The sequence below is a fragment of the Segatella copri genome (genome assembly GCF_019249795.2).
GTDB classification, from domain to species: Bacteria; Bacteroidota; Bacteroidia; order Bacteroidales; family Bacteroidaceae; genus Prevotella; species Prevotella copri_B.
This window is the reverse complement of record NZ_CP156891.1, coordinates 2356112-2372974: the sequence shown is the minus strand read 5'-3', so window position 1 is coordinate 2372974 and position 16863 is coordinate 2356112. Positions and strand designations below refer to the sequence as shown.

Below are 16863 nucleotides of genomic sequence, written 5' to 3'. Positions count from 1 at the left end.
CATATAAGAACTATGCCAAAGGAATTTATTGTAGCTATCGAACTTGGCTCATCTAAGATGACAGGTATAGCAGGTCAGAAAAATTTGGACGGCAGCATCACCGTACTTGCCACCGTAGAGGAAGATTCATCTTCTTGCATCAGAAAGGGTGTGATCTATAACATTGACAAAACCTGCCAATGCTTGACCAACATCATCAAGAAGTTGAAGAATATACTGAAACAGGATATTACCCAGGTCTATGTAGGCGTGGGCGGTCGCTCTATACGCAGTATCAAGAACGTCATTGTCAAGGATCTCCCAGGTAACACCATCATCTCACAAGAGATGATCAATGAACTGATGGATATCAACCGCAACATGACCTATCCGGACCAGGAAATCCTGGATGCTGCAACTCAGGAATACAAGATAGACAACCAATACCAGATAGACCCTGTAGGAATACAGTGTAACCATCTGGAAGGCATCTTCCTGAATATACTTTGGCGCAAGAACTTCTATAACAATATCAATACCTGTTTTGAAAATGCCAACATTCCTATTGCAGAAATGTACCTGGCTCCTTTAGCTATGGCTGACAGCGTTTTGACAGACTCAGAAAAGCGTGCAGGCTGTATGCTTGTTGACTTGGGTGCCGATACGACAACCGTTTCTGTATATTATAAAGGTATACTTCGTCATCTCTCTGTCATCCCATTGGGCGGCGGCAACGTGACCAAAGACTTAACTTGTCTTCAGATTGAAGAGCCTGATGCAGAAAAGATGAAACTCAAGTATGCCAAGGCTTATACCGATATCAACAATATCGACCCGACCCTGAACTACCCTATCGACAAGGATAGAGTGGTTGAAAGCAAGAAGTTCATCGAAATCGTAGAAGCACGCGTAGAGGAAATCGTAGAAAACGCATGGTTCCAGATTCCTGTGGAATTCTCAGATAAGCTGTTGGGGGGTATCATCCTTACAGGTGGCGGCAGCAACATGCCTGAAATCGATAAGGTTTTCAAGACACATACCCACATCGACAAAGTACGCATTGCCAAGTTTGTTTCTCAAACAGTCAACTCCAAGGATCCTAAGATTACCAATCACGATGGTACAATGAACACCGTATTGGGACTCCTGGCAAAGGGAGACATGAACTGTGCAGGTGACGAAATCGGCACTGATCTCTTCAGCAATTCTGCAGAAAAGCCAGTAGCAGCCGAGCAGCACAAGGCTCCTAGAAACCCTAACGAGACTGCCGGCAAGGGCGTTGTTCTTACTGCGGCAGAAAAAGCGGCTGCTGACGAGGCTGCCCGCAAGCAAAAAGAACTGGAAGAAGCTGAGGCAAGACTTCTGGCAGAAAAAAAAGCCGAAGAAGAAGAAAAGAGACGCAAAGAAAACAGTCTCATCCATAAAATGATGAGAGGTTTCAAGAAGTTTGTGAAAGATACCATTTCTGAAGAAGAATAAGATGCCAAAGACCAGGCCATCAGAAAACAGATTTCACAACAGGTTAAATAAAAAATCAGATAGATAAACCCTATAAAGATTATACGACTATGCTAGATAATGGAAACGCTCCTCATATTCTTGACTTTGGGGAACCTGAAAAAGAAAATAGCATCATCAAGGTGATTGGTGTTGGTGGTGGCGGTGGAAATGCCGTCAACCACATGTACCGCGAAGGTATACACGATGTAACATTCGTACTCTGCAACACAGACAACCAGGCACTTAACGACTCACCTGTGCCTGTACACCTGCAGCTAGGTAAGGAAGGTCTGGGTGCAGGAAACAAACCTGCCAAGGCACGCCAGGCTGCCGAAGAGACTCTTGAAGATATCAAGAACATGCTCAACGATGGAACAAAAATGGCATTCATCACAGCGGGTATGGGTGGCGGTACCGGTACAGGTGCAGCACCTGTCATCGCCAGAGTAAGTAAGGAGTTAGGTATTCTTACCGTTGGTATCGTAACCATCCCATTCCGTTTTGAAGGTCCTAAGAAGATTGACCAGGCATTGGATGGTGTAGAGGAAATGTCGAAGCATGTAGATGCCTTACTGGTAATCAACAATGAACGTCTCCGCCAGATTTATCCAGACCTTGCCGTTCTCGATGCCTTCGGCAAAGCTGACGACACCTTGAGTGTAGCTGCTAAAAGTATCGCTGAAATCATTACCGTACATGGTCTCATCAACCTTGACTTCAATGATGTGAAGACCGTACTGAAAGATGGCGGTGTGGCTATCATGAGTACAGGTTACGGTGAGGGAGAAGGAAGAGTAAAGAAAGCGATAGAAGATGCCTTGAACTCACCACTCCTTAACGATAATGACGTATTCAACTCTAAGAAGATTCTGCTCAGCATCGCATTTGCAAGCGAGAAGAAAGATAATCCTGGCCTGACCATGGACGAGATGAATGATGTCAACGACTTTATGGAGAAATTCGGTGACGACTTCGAACTGAAATGGGGTCTTGCCATTGACCCTGAATTGGGAAGCCGCGTAAAGGTAACCGTTCTCGCAACAGGTTTCGGACTCGAAGATGTAGAGGGAATGAACCGCCACCTCAAGAAACATACTGAGGAAGAATCTCGCCGTCTCGCTGAAGAAGAGGAGAAACGTGCTGAAAGAGAAGACCGCCGCAAGCGCTATTATGGCAGCGACGGCAATACGACACAGTATAAGCGTCATCCACACATATTCCTGTTCCGCCAGGAAGATTTGGATAACGAGGATGTCATCCTTCAGGTAGAAAACACGCCTACCTATAAGCGTACCCGACAGACTCTGGAAGAAATCCGTAATATAGCTTCCGGTAATACAGAACCGAAAGAAGACAATAACGATGATGCTTCTTCTGTACAGGGCGTCATCAGTTTTGCCTAAACAGAGAATACAGGCTAGGTCTATTTCAGGTTTACGTCAAGTAAGCGAGGAAACCAGAAATGACTAAGCAAAAAGTTCCTGAAGGACTGAAAAGCTCTTCATTTCAGGAAAATCCGGCAAATGAAGTTTATAATACTCCAGTATCACCTCTACACACCTGTTCCGTTCGATACGGGACATTGTGTAGAGGTGCATTGTTTTATAGTCTAAACGGAACAAAGACACAAGCCGCATAGAATCTTCCTTATTTAAATAATGTACATGCGAAGGAACATGAGCTGCAAAACATCCATCTACCAAATCAAAATAATCGCCAGACATACCGCTCTCTATATTGGGCATAAAACCCAAATGAAAAGAGAGCTGAATCATAAAGACTATATGGAAATTGGCAATAGCACCTTTAGCATGGTCTAACCATTCGATACTGTCCTGTATGAAAAGATAGAGCGCACCATTAGCCTGCTCATGACGGGTAGCATATGAAAGCAGTTCTGCCAAGAACATGGAAATGCCAAGTTTGTATGGAGAAAAAGGGATATCAGAGAATGGAATCTGAATCGAAACATCCCTAAGGCGCTGCAGATTTGACTTGAGACGATAATCAAATTCTAAATTCAAGACCATGAGCGGTTGGAAAAGCTGCCGTTTCATCTTCCCCTTAGATGACTTAGGCACACGTACCATAAAGGAGAGTCTCCCCAACTTTTCGGTGAAGAAATCCACGATAAGTTGAGAGTCCCCATACTTGATGGTTTGCAATACGATAGCACTAGTTTTTATCTCCATTTTGCCTAATATTAGTGAAAAACAGGGCAAAAATACAAAAAAATGCGCATTTAGCGAAAATTTTCTATGAAAAATTTGCTAGATTCAAATAAAAGTAGTAACTTTGCACCCGCAAATAAGCAATGGTCCCTTCGTCTATCGGTTAGGACGAGAGATTTTCATTCTCTAAAGAGCAGTTCGACTCTGCTAGGGACTACAAACATTTAAGAAATAAAAAAAATAACATAAAGAAGATGGCAAATCACAAATCATCAATCAAGAGAATCCGTCAGGATAAGAAGAAGGCTTTGCACAATAAGTATTATGCAAAGACTATGCGCAATGCTGTCCGCAAGTTGCGCAACATGTCTGACAAGGAAGAGGCTGCAAAGCTCTATCCTACTGTTCAGAAGCTTTTAGACAAGTTGGCTAAGATCAACGTTATCCACGACAACAAGGCTGCAAACTTGAAGTCTGGTCTTACAAAGCACATCGCTAAGTTGGCCTAACTTATAAGTCAAAGCAAAGAAATAAATAAGGCTGCAATCCTATTATAGGGTCGCAGCCTTATTCTTTTCTATGAACCCGACTACCCATTTCCTGCATCATAAAATCTTCCCATCACAACCGGTTTATACTACAACATACCCTATAAAAATGCGCAAAACGATTATTAAATAGCTTTTTCAAGACACTTTTGCCGCTAAAGTTCACATTCTACGTTTTTTCTTCACTTTTTGGTGATTTTTCACAAACAAAAGTTCCTGTTTCTCAGCTTTTTTTAGTATCTTTGCACGGAAATAAGACAATACTAAAATGGCAGAAAATCAAAACAACGCAAATAATTACTCTGCGAGTAACATTCAGGTTCTGGAAGGCCTGGAAGCTGTTCGCAAACGTCCGGCGATGTACATTGGTGACATCTCCGAAAAGGGGCTTCATCACTTGGTAAACGAGACAGTAGACAACTCTATTGACGAAGCAATGGCGGGATACTGTACCGACATCGAAGTTACCATCAACGAAGACAACTCTATCACCGTAGAAGATAATGGTCGTGGTATCCCTGTGGATATGCACGAGAAACTACATAAATCAGCCCTCGAAGTCGTTATGACCGTGCTTCACGCAGGTGGTAAGTTTGACAAGGGTTCTTACAAGGTATCTGGCGGTTTACATGGTGTGGGTGTAAGTTGTGTGAATGCACTTTCTACCCACATGTTGTCACAGGTGTTCCGTGGCGGCAAAATCTACCAGCAGGAATATGAGAAGGGTAAGCCTCTCTATCCGGTTAAGGTGGTAGGTGAAACCAACAAGCGCGGTACACGCCAGCAGTTCTGGCCAGATCCAACCATCTTTACTCACACTGTCTATAAGTGGGACATCATTGCCAACCGTATGCGCGAGTTGGCATTCCTCAATGCAGGTATCAAGATTACCTTGAGAGATTTGCGCCCTGACGAGGAAGGTAAGACCAAGGAGCAGGTTTTCCACGCTAAGGATGGTTTGAAGGAATTCGTCCGTTACGTAGACCGTCACCGCACTCATCTCTTCGATGATGTTATCTATCTGAAGACAGAAAAGCAGGGTATTCCTATCGAAATTGCTGTGATGTACAACACAGATTACTCTGAGAATATCCACTCATACGTCAATAACATCAACACCATTGAGGGTGGTACCCACCTGACTGGTTTCCGTATGGCGTTGACCCGCACCTTGAAGGCTTACGCAGAAGCTGACCCAACCATCTCTAAGCAGATTGAGAAGGCAAAGGTAGAGATAGCACCAGAAGACTTTCGCGAGGGTCTTACTGCCGTTATCTCCATCAAGGTAGCTGAACCTCAGTTTGAGGGACAGACCAAGACCAAGCTCGGTAACAGCGAGGTACAAGGTGCCGTTCAGCAGGCTGTAAACGAGGCTTTGTCTGATTATCTGGAAGAACATCCAGACGAGGCAAAGCGAATCTGCGAAAAGGTTGTCCTGGCTGCTACGGCCCGCATAGCTGCCCGCAAGGCACGTGAGAGTGTACAGCGCAAGAACTTCATGACAGGTGGTGGTCTTCCTGGTAAACTTGCCGATTGCTCAATGAAGGATCCTAAAGAATGCGAGATTTTCCTCGTCGAGGGTGATTCCGCCGGTGGTTCTGCCAAGCAGGGTCGCGACCGTTTCCGTCAGGCTATTCTCCCATTGCGTGGTAAGATTCTGAATGTAGAAAAGGTACAGTGGCACAAGGTATTCGAAGCTGAGTCTGTCATGAACATCATCCAAAGTATCGGAGTCCGCTTCGGTGTAGATGGCGAAGACAGCAAGGAGGCTAATACCGACAAGTTGCGTTACGACAAGATTATCATCATGACCGATGCCGACGTCGATGGTTCTCACATCGACACATTGATTATGACACTCTTCTATCGTTTCATGCCAAAGGTTATTGAAGAAGGCCATCTGTATATCGCTACCCCACCACTCTACAAGTGTACTTATCGCAGCAAGGTAAGCGAGTATTGCTATACAGAGCAGCAGCGCCAGGCATTCATCGACAAGTATGGAGATGGAGTAGAAGACAAGAATATCCACACCCAGCGATACAAAGGTTTGGGTGAGATGAACCCAGAGCAGCTTTGGGAAACTACTATGGACCCATCTACACGCTTGCTCAAGCAGGTTACTATCGAGAACGCAGCCCAGGCTGATGAAATCTTCTCTATGTTGATGGGTGATGATGTGGAACCACGCCGCGAATTTATCGAGCAGAATGCCACATACGCAAACATCGACGCTTAAGACAATTCAACTAATTTACATAAGGGGCTGTGCCATTTGCCAATAAATGACACAGCCTCTGCTTATATAAAACCCAACAAACCAACTTATGAAACATTTACTTATCTCTTGCCTATTACTCTCTGCAGCAGGCACACTCCAGGCTGTCCCAAAGAGTAATATTCCACCGCTGAAGCTTTGGTACAATAAGCCAGCTACAGCCTTTGAAGAATCATTACCTATCGGTAACGGTAAGTTAGGTGCATTGATCTATGGTGGAGCCAACAATGACTCTATCTATCTCAACGACATCACCTTGTGGACAGGAAAGCCTGTCAATCGCGAGGAAGGAGGGGATGCCTACAAATGGATACCAAAGATTCGCGAGGCTCTGTTCAAAGAAGATTACAAGGCAGCCGACTCTTTACAACTGCATGTACAAGGACACAATTCAGAATACTATCAGCCACTTGCCATCATCAATATCAAAGATGCAAATAAAGGACAATTCAGTAACTACAAGCGTGAATTGAGCCTTGACAACGCTACGGCAGCATTGAGTTATACAAGAGGGGGAATACAATACCAGCGAGAATATTTCGCATCACATCCGGACAAGATGATTGCCATTCACCTGACAGCTACACAGAAGAAAGCTATCAACTGCGACATCTCTCTCACCTCTCTGATTCCTCATCAGGTAAAAGCTTCCAATAAGCAACTCACCATCACGGGCCATGCTATGGGAAAGCCTGAGAACAGTACCCACTTCTGCTCCATCCTCAGCATCAAAAACCAGGACGGAACCATTACTGCCTCTGATTCTATCCTCCATCTGCAGGGCGTAAGCGAAGCTGTTATCTATTTAGTGAATGAAACCAGCTACAACGGATTCGACAAGCATCCGGTAAAAGAAGGGGCTCCATATATTGAAAAGGTTAACGACAATGCCTGGCACTTGGTCAACTATACCTATCCAGAGTTAAAACAGCGTCATATAACCGATTATCAGAACATCTTCAACCGTGCCAAGTTTGCACTCAAGGGAGCAAAGTTCGACAACAAGCGAACCACCGACCAGCAACTCTTTGATTACACTGAGAAAGAAGAGCAAAACCCTTACCTGGAAATGCTCTATTTCCAATATGGAAGATATCTTCTTATCAGCTGTTCGAGAACTCCAGGCATTCCTGCCAATCTCCAGGGACTTTGGGCTCCGGCACGAAAATCTCCTTGGCGTGGAAACTACACCATCAACATCAACCTGGAAGAAAACTATTGGCCAGCAGAGGTAACCAACATGTCTGAGCTTGTAATGCCTGTAGACGGACTGGTGAAAGCCATGTCTGTAACAGGAAAATATACAGCAAAGCACTATTATGGAATTGAAAATGGCTGGTGCGGTGGACACAACACAGACGCATGGGCAATGACCAATCCTGTTGGAACCAAGAAAGAGAGTCCTAAGTGGAGCAACTGGAACATGGGAGGTGCCTGGCTTGTACAAACCTTATGGGATCACTACGATTACACCCGCGATAAGGAATATCTACGCCAGACAGCCTATCCATTGATGAAAGGTGCAGCAGACTTCATGCTTGACTGGATAATAGAGAACCCGAAGAAACCGGGCGAACTGATTACTGCCCCTTGCACTTCACCTGAGGCAGAATATATCACCGACAAGGGCTATCAAGGCTGCAGTTTCTATGGAGGTACTGCCGATCTTACCATATTGAGAGAATTGTTTAAAAACACACTCAAAGGTGCTCAGATTCTCGATATAGATCAAGCATATCAGGCAAAGTTACAGGATGCTATCAATCGTCTGCACCCTTATCAGATAGGAAAGCGCGGTAATCTGCAGGAATGGTATTACGATTGGGATGACCAGGATTGGCATCATCGCCACCAGTCACACCTTCTCGGTTTACACCCATTCTATCAGATTTCATTAGATAAGACTCCAGATTTAGCAGCAGCTGCTGCCAAGACTCTTGAGATAAAAGGAGACTTCTCTACCGGTTGGAGCACAGGATGGCGTATCAGTTTATGGGCTCGCCTGCACAGAGCAGACAAGTCATATTCTATGATCAGGAAATTGCTTAACTATGTACATCCGGGCAATTACAACAATCCGAAGAATCGCCCTTCAGGAGGAACTTATCCAAATCTCTTCGATGCTCACCCACCTTTCCAGATAGATGGCAACTTCGGAGGCACAGCAGGCGTATGTGAGATGCTGATGCAATGCGATGGCGAGACTATGCATCTTCTTCCTGCTCTACCTAAAGAATGGCCTGCAGGCGAAATTAAGGGTATCAAAGCACGTGGAAACTACGAGATTAATCTCGTATGGAACAATGGAAAGGTCAGCAAAGCTTCCATCACCAGCAAGAATGCCGGAAACCTGACCGTCAAGTATAATGGTAAGCAGAAAGCATTAAATTTCAAGGCTGGCGAAACAAAACTCATAAAATAGACAAATAATAATCTATGAGATATTTTACAATTCTCATCTTTACAACTCTCTGGGTGCTGAATTCCTATGCACAGGAATTCGGTACCCATTGGGTATCATATCCATTCCCCAATGATTCTTCTGAGATATTATACAGGAAAATCTATCATCTTAATCAAAAGCCTTTAAAGGCTGAGATAAACATGGCAAGTGGAGGAAATACCCGCCTATACATCAACGAAAGAAATGCTACGCCAAGCATTTTCAACGAAGGAGCCAGAGACAGCATCCTTCTGATGCAAACCATAGATATCTCCAGATATCTGAAAAAGGGCGAAAACATCATCGCGGTCTGGTATGCACCAGGAAGAATAAGAAATAAGAGCAAACAACTCTCGCTGGAACTTCATGGCTGGTATACAGACTCTGTTCCTTTTTATCATAAAGCAGACGAAACATGGTGGTGCAAACCCCTGAAGGGCTGCAGTTACAACGAAAAGGAACACTTTGACAATAGAATATACAATACTGAGTGGAAATCGGCAGAATACCAATCTGCAGGATGGGTTCATCCGACAGGTGCTTTCAAAGATTCAACAAACTATATCTTTGTTGACCAGCTGCCATACCTCACCCAGAACAAGCTTCAAATGGTATTAGAACCATACCAGGAGGAATTTGATCATCAGGGATGCCGTATAGACTTCGGACGTCCGTTCCGCGGAACCATCAGGCTCACGATACGCAATGCCAGCAAAGGAACAACACTTCATATTAACGGAAACCAATATGTATGCAGTGGCGAAATGGACGAGCAAGCCTATTACCGCATCCATGCTGAGCATCAAAAAGATTTCGTGATAACTTGGGATAAAGGTTTTAGAAGAAGTAATATCACAAATATAGAAGGATTAGAGATTTCGGAATAAGCTCAACAGCGTTTCGAAATCTCTTTTTTTATAAAACAAAAAAGACTTCGGAACTATTATCTTCCAAAGTCTCTAACTGAATTTAGTCTTCCAATTCGGCAAGTACTTGTTCTGCCACTTCGCAAAGCTCATCATACCATTCCTTGCCGAACTTCTCTACAAGCGGACCCTCCAGGAACTTATAAACCGGAAGCTTCAACTCCTCACCCTTCTTGATGGCATCCTTGCAGATGCGCCACTTGTTATAGTTGATGCCATACACCTCGTTGCCGAAATCCTTGGCACGGATTGGATACAAAGCACAGGAGATAGGCTTCTTGAACTTCGACTTTCCTTCGCGATAAGCACGCTCCAGAGCACAGAGACAACAGTTAGGAATCGTATGTCCATCGCCCAGGTCTTTCAAATCCTGGTAGCAGGTAAACACACAATCCTTACCATTCACGATGCTCGTTACCAAATCGCCTTCAATATCGGTATAAGCCACGCCCTGCTTATCAATGATAGCCTGGGCAGAAGCTGAGAGATCATCCCAAACTACATCCAGCGCATTCTCAATCTCCATAATCTCATCCAAGGTAACAGGAGCTCCCGCATCGCCTTCGATGCAGCACTCGCCCTTGCAGGCATCAAGGTCGCAACAGAATTTTTCGGTGATAATATCAGGTGAAACCAACACGTTGCCCACCTGCAGAATACGCAGTTCGTCTTTCTTCATAATGTTTTTGAGATGAATAAATTTCTTTGAGTGTATAATAAAAATAATGATAGCTACCCATGAGTGGATAGCTATATATTAATAGGTGTACCTACCATTGGATAGGCGTAATTCCGTTCTGCTGCAGATACGCATTGCAGCGGGAGAAATGATGATTGCCAAACCATCCGCCACGGTTGGCAGATAATGGCGATGGATGCACACTTTCCAATATCAGATGCTTGCTTGTATCGATGAGCTTCGCCTTGCTCCGGGCATAACCGCCCCAAAGGATAAACACCAGGTGCTCCTTATCCTTGCTGAGCGCCTTGATGGCAGCATCGGTAAACTCCTCCCAGCCTTTGCGCTGATGGCTCGCAGCCTGATGGGCACGAACGGTCAACGTGGCGTTGAGCAACAATACTCCCTGCTTTGCCCAGCGGGTTAAATCGCCCGTGGCTGGCATCGGAGTACCGAGATCCATCTGAATCTCCTTGAATATATTAATCAATGATGGTGGGAAAGTGATTCCGTCCGGCACAGAGAAACTCAGTCCCATCGCCTGACCCGGCTCATGGTATGGATCCTGTCCGATAATTACTACCTTCACATCATCAAAAGGACAGAGATTGAAGGCATTGAAAATCAAGCGGCCAGGAGGATAACAGGGCGTACGCAGGTATTCCTCTTTCACGAAGTTTGTGAGGTCAACAAAATACTGCTTGTCGAACTCTTCTCCTATATGCTGTCTCCAACTTTCTTCTATCTTTACGTTCATGCTTAATATAAATTCAAAAGTATCTTAAGATACTTACGCAAGTATCCTAAGATACTTGGACAAGTATCTTAGGATACTTTTTTGAGGTATATAAAATCGTTTTTACTTGTTGTCAGAAATCAAGTTCTCACCTGTCATATCTGCAGGCTTCTCCAAGCCCATGATATGGAGGATAGAAGGAGCTACGTCTGCCAAACGACCATCCTTAACGGTAGCTGAGTTATTGTCAGTTACGTAGATGAATGGAACAGGGTTCAAAGAGTGAGCAGTGTTTGGTGTACCATCCTCGTTGATAGCGTGGTCTGCATTACCGTGGTCAGCGATGATGATAGCCTCATAATCGTTAGCCTTAGCAGCCTCGATAACGTCCTTTACGCAGTTGTCAACAGCGTGAACAGCCTTAGCGATAGCGTTGTAGATACCTGTGTGACCTACCATATCACCATTAGCGAAGTTTACAACGATGAAGTCGTACTCCTGAGTGTTGATTGCACCCACCAACTTATCCTTTACCTCGTAAGCGCTCATCTCTGGCTTCAAGTCGTAAGTAGCCACCTTTGGAGAAGGAACCAGGATACGGTCCTCACCCTCGTATGGAGTCTCACGACCACCATTAAAGAAGAATGTTACGTGAGCATACTTCTCTGTCTCTGCAGTGTGGAGCTGCTTCTTGCCCTGTGCGCTCAAGTACTCACCGAGGGTATTCATTACGTTCTCCTTAGGGAAGAGGATGTGAACGCCCTGGAAGCTTGCATCGTATGGAGTCATGCAGTAGTACTGCAAGTCCTTGATGGTGTGCATGCCTTCCTCTGGCATATCCTGCTGAGTCAATACCTGTGTCAACTCCTTGGCACGGTCGTTACGGTAGTTGATGAAGATAACAACATCACCCTCCTGGATAGTACCGTCAACCTTAGAGTTATTGATTGGCTTGATGAACTCGTCTGTTACGTCCTCATCATAGCTCTCCTGCATTGCCTTCACCATATCGTCAGCCTGCTTACCCTTACCCTCAACGAGCAAGTCGTATGCTTCCTTTACACGGTTCCAGCGCTTGTCACGGTCCATAGCATAGAAACGACCTACGATGCTTGCGATGTGTGCACCATTCTTGTCGCAGCAAGCCTGAACCTCCTCGATGAAGCCCTTACCGCTCTTAGGGTCTGTATCACGGCCATCCATGAAGCAGTGAACGTATGTCTCCTTCAAACCATATTCCTTACCAATCTCAATCAACTTGAAGAGGTGATCCAAAGAAGAGTGAACACCACCGGTAGAAGTCAAGCCCATTAAGTGGAGTTTCTTACCAGTCTTCTGAGCATAGCTGTAAGCGTTGATGATCTCCTGATTCTTCAAGATGTCACCGCTCTCGCAAGCCTTGTTGATCTTAACGAGGTCCTGATATACCACACGACCAGCACCGATGTTGAGGTGACCAACCTCAGAATTACCCATCTGACCGTTAGGAAGACCAACGTCCTCGCCACAAGTCTGGAGAGTAGAATGTGCTGAAACTGCTGTCAAATAATCGAGATAAGGAGTTGGAGTCTTGAAGATAACATCACCCTTATCATGCTTACCGATTCCCCATCCGTCGAGAATCATTAAAAGAGCTTTTTTTGCCATAATTACATAAAATAATTTAAATTCGAATTTCAGTGTGCAAAGTTACAACAAAATAGGTGAAGGACAAAATAAATTAAGATAAAAAAACTCCCACCTTTCTAAAAAGATGAGAGTTGATTATACTTTCTTTTCTCTATCCAGTCTTTTTGCTTTATTTACTTGACAATTACTCCTGACGAAATATCAAAATAGCAGAATACCGGCATCTTGCAAACCATCATTATTCTGTTTACCATTTCCCTATTTCTGCGTCTTACCCGTAAATAAGCATCAAAAAACAAATAGAGAACATGAAAAAGATTCTAATGATTCTTGCAGCCATCCTCGCCTTAGGCAGCCTGACCGCAAAAGCACAGATGAGATCGGGCGTGGACACGCTCACCCTCGACCAAGTGAAGTATCGCATCACCTACGATGCAAAACAGGTGAACGACACCACACAAATACCATATATTTATCGCAAGGCACAGATGCGACTCGACATCGGTAGCAACATCACTCACTTCTATAACCAGTCCAAGGAGCAATGGGAGCAGCAAGTCTTACAAATGATACTTTCAGGCGGTGTCATTGACCTAAGAAAAGCCGAGCCGGTAAAATGCATGGACTTTGAATTCCTCAAGAACTACCCAAAGAACGGTCAGACCCTATTTCAAGAATCGTGGGCTTTGAGAACCTATCACTGCATCGAAAAGGCCGAGACTCCTGATTGGCAACTCATCCCAGACAGCACCACAACCATCATCGGCTATCCTTGCCAACTCGCCAAGACCAACTTCAAGGGAAGAACTTGGTTAGCTTGGTATGCTGAGGATATCCCTGTGTCAGAAGGTCCTTGGAAGCTCTGCGGTCTGCCTGGTCTCATTCTCCGTGCCTACGATGCACAGCAACAATTCTATCTCAACGCCATCGGACTGGAAGACCTGAAAGGCAAGGAGGCTCTCAAATACGCCAAGCCCGAAGAGGCAGAGAAAGTTTCCCAGTCTGACCTCACCAAAATCAAGCAGAGAGACGATGGAAGCGAGATACTAAGATATGAAAAGTGGACAGATGAGAATGGAAAACCTATCAAACCAAAAGCAAGGAAACGTGTCTTCAATCCAATCGAGCGATAGGGACATCTCAAAGGCTTTCCATTTCAGATTTTTGCGAGTTTCTACAAAAATCTGAAATAGAAAGCTTGTTTTCTTGTTCTTATCGACAATTTATTGTACTTTTGCAAAAAGATTTCTGAAACAACAAATGTAAAGTTGATAATTTGACGATAACAATATGATTTATACAAGCAAGAAAATCATCATATTTCTGTTCACTATCATGCAGCTAGCCATTCTCGCCAGTTGCATGGACTCAGGATATCGCCTATCTTTCCCTGAGATAGACGACCTTGCCGACGAATACCCAGCACAAGCCAAGGTATTCCTCTCTCGTGCTGACAGCAACGACAACAAAGGCTACTATAAGCTCTTAACAGCCAAGATAGAGTATCAACTCAAAGGTTACATTTATAAAGAAAACTACATAGACGATGCCATCAACATCTTCGTGAACGAAAAGGATGAACCCCTTCTCGCACGTTCCTTATATTATAAGGGAGCCTCGATACTCAACAACTATCGAGATACAGCAAAAGCCATCAAATGGTTCGCAAAAGCCATCGCCTACGATAGCAACATGAGAGAAAAGGAGAAGCTGGATATGTACAACATATTGTGTCGCATTACCCACCAAAACATTTACACCGTAGAGTTAGAAGACGAGGCTCGCCAAACCAACAATATCCGCTACCGTGCCTGGGCACTACTCTATCGTGGCATCAACAACCAAGATCAGGAACTTGCCAACCAAGCTTTCGAAATTGCCAATCAAATCAAAGAGAACAAGGACAGCACCTTGGGCCCCATGTACTATCATTACTTCCAAGCCTTGATGGACAGGGGCAATGTGCCTGATTCCATCTTGATAAGCTATGCAAAGAAAGCGCAAGACAATTTCGGGGTAAAATACGACAACAACATCGATTTCTATCGCTTGCTCACAAGAAACAGCAAGGAAACCCATGCCTTCGCCACGCAGCATATCAAAGAAAACTATAGCATAGATCAAGAATGCCTAAAGTCATGGGGTTCCTATTTCTTTGCTTTAGGATATAAGTATTATCTCCCCTTATATTTCCTCTCCCTACAAAAAGGAGATACGCTCATGGCAAACCGTGTTGCCCACGAATTACGACAAGAAGCTCCCTTGCTTGCCAAAGACGAAAACTCAGGAAAGGAAAATCAAGTAAAACTGATGTACGAGGGTGGTAACACCCGTTATCGCTATGAAAAGGTTAAGACCTATATATTTGTAGGAATCATCATCGTGCTCATCATTCTCCTGTCGATGACTTACCTCTCCATTTCCAGAATCCGAAAGGCTCACCAAACTATAAAAAACTTGCATGGGTCACTGCACCAGTTAAAAGATGTGGAGAACTCTTCGTTATCGGAGCAATGCGAACAATTAAACCACGAAATCACCACCCAGCTTCGCAAACTGAAACGCCGTGACAAGGACATAGAAGAATACAAGGCTCAAATTACCGAGCTCACAGAGATCAGCCAAGGCTTGGTGTATTATTCGATGACGATACAAAATCAAAACATCAGCCAGATAGGTAAGCAAGGCATCCGACAACTTCTCGCCAGCTTCAAGGTGATAGACGAGAAGTATAGCGAACGATTGGAGAACTACGACTAATCCATCACAAAGCCTCTTCTGCATCCTCTACCATATCGGCAAGAGCGATGAGGAAGTGATGCAAATCCTGCAATACTCTCTCTCGAATATCAGGGTAAGAAAGTCGAGAATCAAGAGTGACACTGGAGCAGAGTCATTCGATGACATCATCAGCTAAGCACTCCCATAAGTTTTTCGCTTTACTTCATTAACTTATCGAAGCATTACAAAAAGCTTGTATTTTAAGTTTTTCATAATCGTAACTCTCTCGTTATCAACATATCTGTACTCACTGACATGTAATTCCGATTTGGCTACCTCTATCATTTGTGTTACCTTTGCATCCGAAATTCAAAACATCAAACGACTATGAGAAGAATAACATTATTATTAGCAGCCATACTCACAGTATGCAGCTTGAATGCTCAGAAAGGCAACAAAAATGAGAAAGTGGTCAATATTGACAAGGTAAACTATCGCATCACCTACAATGGGAAAATGGTACCAGATACCACAACAGTTCCCTACAACTATTGGGAGAGCGAAATGCGACTGGACATCGGTAGCAAGACAACTCATTTCTATGATAGAACCAAGCAAATATCCGATTCTATCATGGATGAACAAGCTAAGACGGGGCAATATGACATGAGTAAAATTCCTAGAGGTGGCAGAATCCGTTGGGAATTCTACAAGAACTATCCATCAAAGGGGCAAACCACTTTACTGGATAAAGTCCTTGGTAACTATTACCAATGTACAGAACAATTAGAGGTGCCAAACTGGCAGCTTATCCCAGATAGCACAACTACCATCATTGGCTATAAATGCCTGTTGGCAAAAGCACTCTTCAAAGGCAGGACCTGGTATGCCTGGTACTCAGAAGACATACCTATAAGCGAAGGACCTTGGAAAATTTCCGGACTGCCTGGTCTTGTTTTACTTGCTTACGACCAGAACAAACAATACATATTCAATGCTATCGGTATGAGCACATTGAATGGGACCGAAAGCATAACTTTCACGGAAAAGGCAAGAGAGAAAGTAACACAGAAAGAGTTAAGAGAGGCTAAGCATAAATTTGATGGCGCAGAAGCTCTCAAAGCAACAGCGAGAAAAACTGGATTTACGTTTAAGAAATTACCCGAAGGTGCCATCAAGGCTCTAAACCGAAGCAACAAGGGCAACCCTATCGAGCTGGAGTAACTCCAGCTCGATTAACTGATCGTATTCTA

The 16863-nt window shown here is 44.2% G+C and carries 13 protein-coding genes; 9 read left to right on the top strand and 4 right to left on the bottom strand.

Features of this window, described 5'->3' with window-relative positions; genetic code table 11:
* Positions 1-12 precede the first annotated feature (12 nt).
* Positions 13-1458, top strand: coding sequence for a cell division protein FtsA (ftsA, locus tag KUA48_RS09950; RefSeq protein WP_153072551.1), 1446 nt, complete (start codon positions 13-15; stop codon positions 1456-1458).
* 89 nt (positions 1459-1547) lie between these two features.
* Complete coding sequence (gene ftsZ, locus KUA48_RS09945) at positions 1548-2882, top strand: cell division protein FtsZ (protein ID WP_153072552.1); 1335 nt, start codon at positions 1548-1550, stop codon at positions 2880-2882.
* Between the two features lie 63 nt (positions 2883-2945).
* Here ftsZ and recO read toward each other — a convergent pair whose 3' ends face one another.
* Complete coding sequence (gene recO / locus KUA48_RS09940; protein WP_119227538.1) at positions 2946-3671, bottom strand: DNA repair protein RecO; 726 nt, start codon at positions 3669-3671, stop codon at positions 2946-2948.
* 233 nt (positions 3672-3904) lie between these two features.
* Here recO and rpsT point away from each other — a divergent pair, with 233 nt between their 5' ends.
* The 4 genes from rpsT to KUA48_RS09920 all read left to right on the top strand — a co-directional run bounded on the left by rpsT (position 3905) and on the right by KUA48_RS09920 (position 9806).
* Positions 3905-4159 carry a 30S ribosomal protein S20 gene (rpsT, locus tag KUA48_RS09935; protein WP_006847644.1) on the top strand — a complete coding sequence of 85 codons (255 nt, stop codon included), beginning with the start codon at positions 3905-3907 and terminating at the stop codon, positions 4157-4159.
* Positions 4160-4466: 307 nt separating this feature from the next.
* Complete coding sequence (gene gyrB / locus KUA48_RS09930; RefSeq protein WP_006847646.1) at positions 4467-6437, top strand: DNA topoisomerase (ATP-hydrolyzing) subunit B; 1971 nt, start codon at positions 4467-4469, stop codon at positions 6435-6437.
* An 88-nt stretch (positions 6438-6525) separates the two neighbouring features.
* A complete protein-coding gene (locus tag KUA48_RS09925) occupies positions 6526-8898 on the top strand; it encodes a glycoside hydrolase N-terminal domain-containing protein (protein ID WP_218431901.1) in 2373 nt (790 codons plus the stop codon).
* 14 nt (positions 8899-8912) lie between these two features.
* A complete protein-coding gene (locus tag KUA48_RS09920) occupies positions 8913-9806 on the top strand; it encodes an alpha-L-rhamnosidase N-terminal domain-containing protein (RefSeq protein WP_153079488.1) in 894 nt (297 codons plus the stop codon).
* Positions 9807-9888: 82 nt separating this feature from the next.
* On the opposite strand, the gene KUA48_RS09915 is transcribed toward KUA48_RS09920, so the two are convergent.
* The 3 genes from KUA48_RS09915 to gpmI all read right to left on the bottom strand — a co-directional run bounded on the left by KUA48_RS09915 (position 9889) and on the right by gpmI (position 12907).
* Positions 9889-10524: a DUF3109 family protein gene (locus tag KUA48_RS09915; RefSeq protein ID WP_117692943.1), complete on the bottom strand. Its 636-nt coding sequence runs from the start codon at positions 10522-10524 to the stop codon at positions 9889-9891.
* A gap of 91 nt (positions 10525-10615) precedes the next feature.
* A complete protein-coding gene (locus KUA48_RS09910) occupies positions 10616-11281 on the bottom strand; it encodes a uracil-DNA glycosylase (protein ID WP_118253897.1) in 666 nt (221 codons plus the stop codon).
* A gap of 102 nt (positions 11282-11383) precedes the next feature.
* Complete coding sequence (gene gpmI, locus KUA48_RS09905; RefSeq protein ID WP_117692940.1) at positions 11384-12907, bottom strand: 2,3-bisphosphoglycerate-independent phosphoglycerate mutase; 1524 nt, start codon at positions 12905-12907, stop codon at positions 11384-11386.
* Positions 12908-13197: 290 nt separating this feature from the next.
* Between gpmI and KUA48_RS09900 the strand changes: the two genes are divergently transcribed.
* From KUA48_RS09900 to KUA48_RS09890, 3 genes are all read left to right on the top strand, one after another.
* Entirely contained in the window at positions 13198-14022 is an 825-nt protein-coding gene (locus KUA48_RS09900; RefSeq protein ID WP_218431902.1) for a GLPGLI family protein, read from the top strand.
* Positions 14023-14179: 157 nt separating this feature from the next.
* Positions 14180-15649: a hypothetical protein gene (locus KUA48_RS09895; protein WP_218431903.1), complete on the top strand. Its 1470-nt coding sequence runs from the start codon at positions 14180-14182 to the stop codon at positions 15647-15649.
* A 348-nt stretch (positions 15650-15997) separates the two neighbouring features.
* Positions 15998-16834, top strand: coding sequence for a GLPGLI family protein (locus tag KUA48_RS09890; protein ID WP_119227542.1), 837 nt, complete (start codon positions 15998-16000; stop codon positions 16832-16834).
* The last annotated feature ends 29 nt before the right edge of the window (positions 16835-16863 follow it).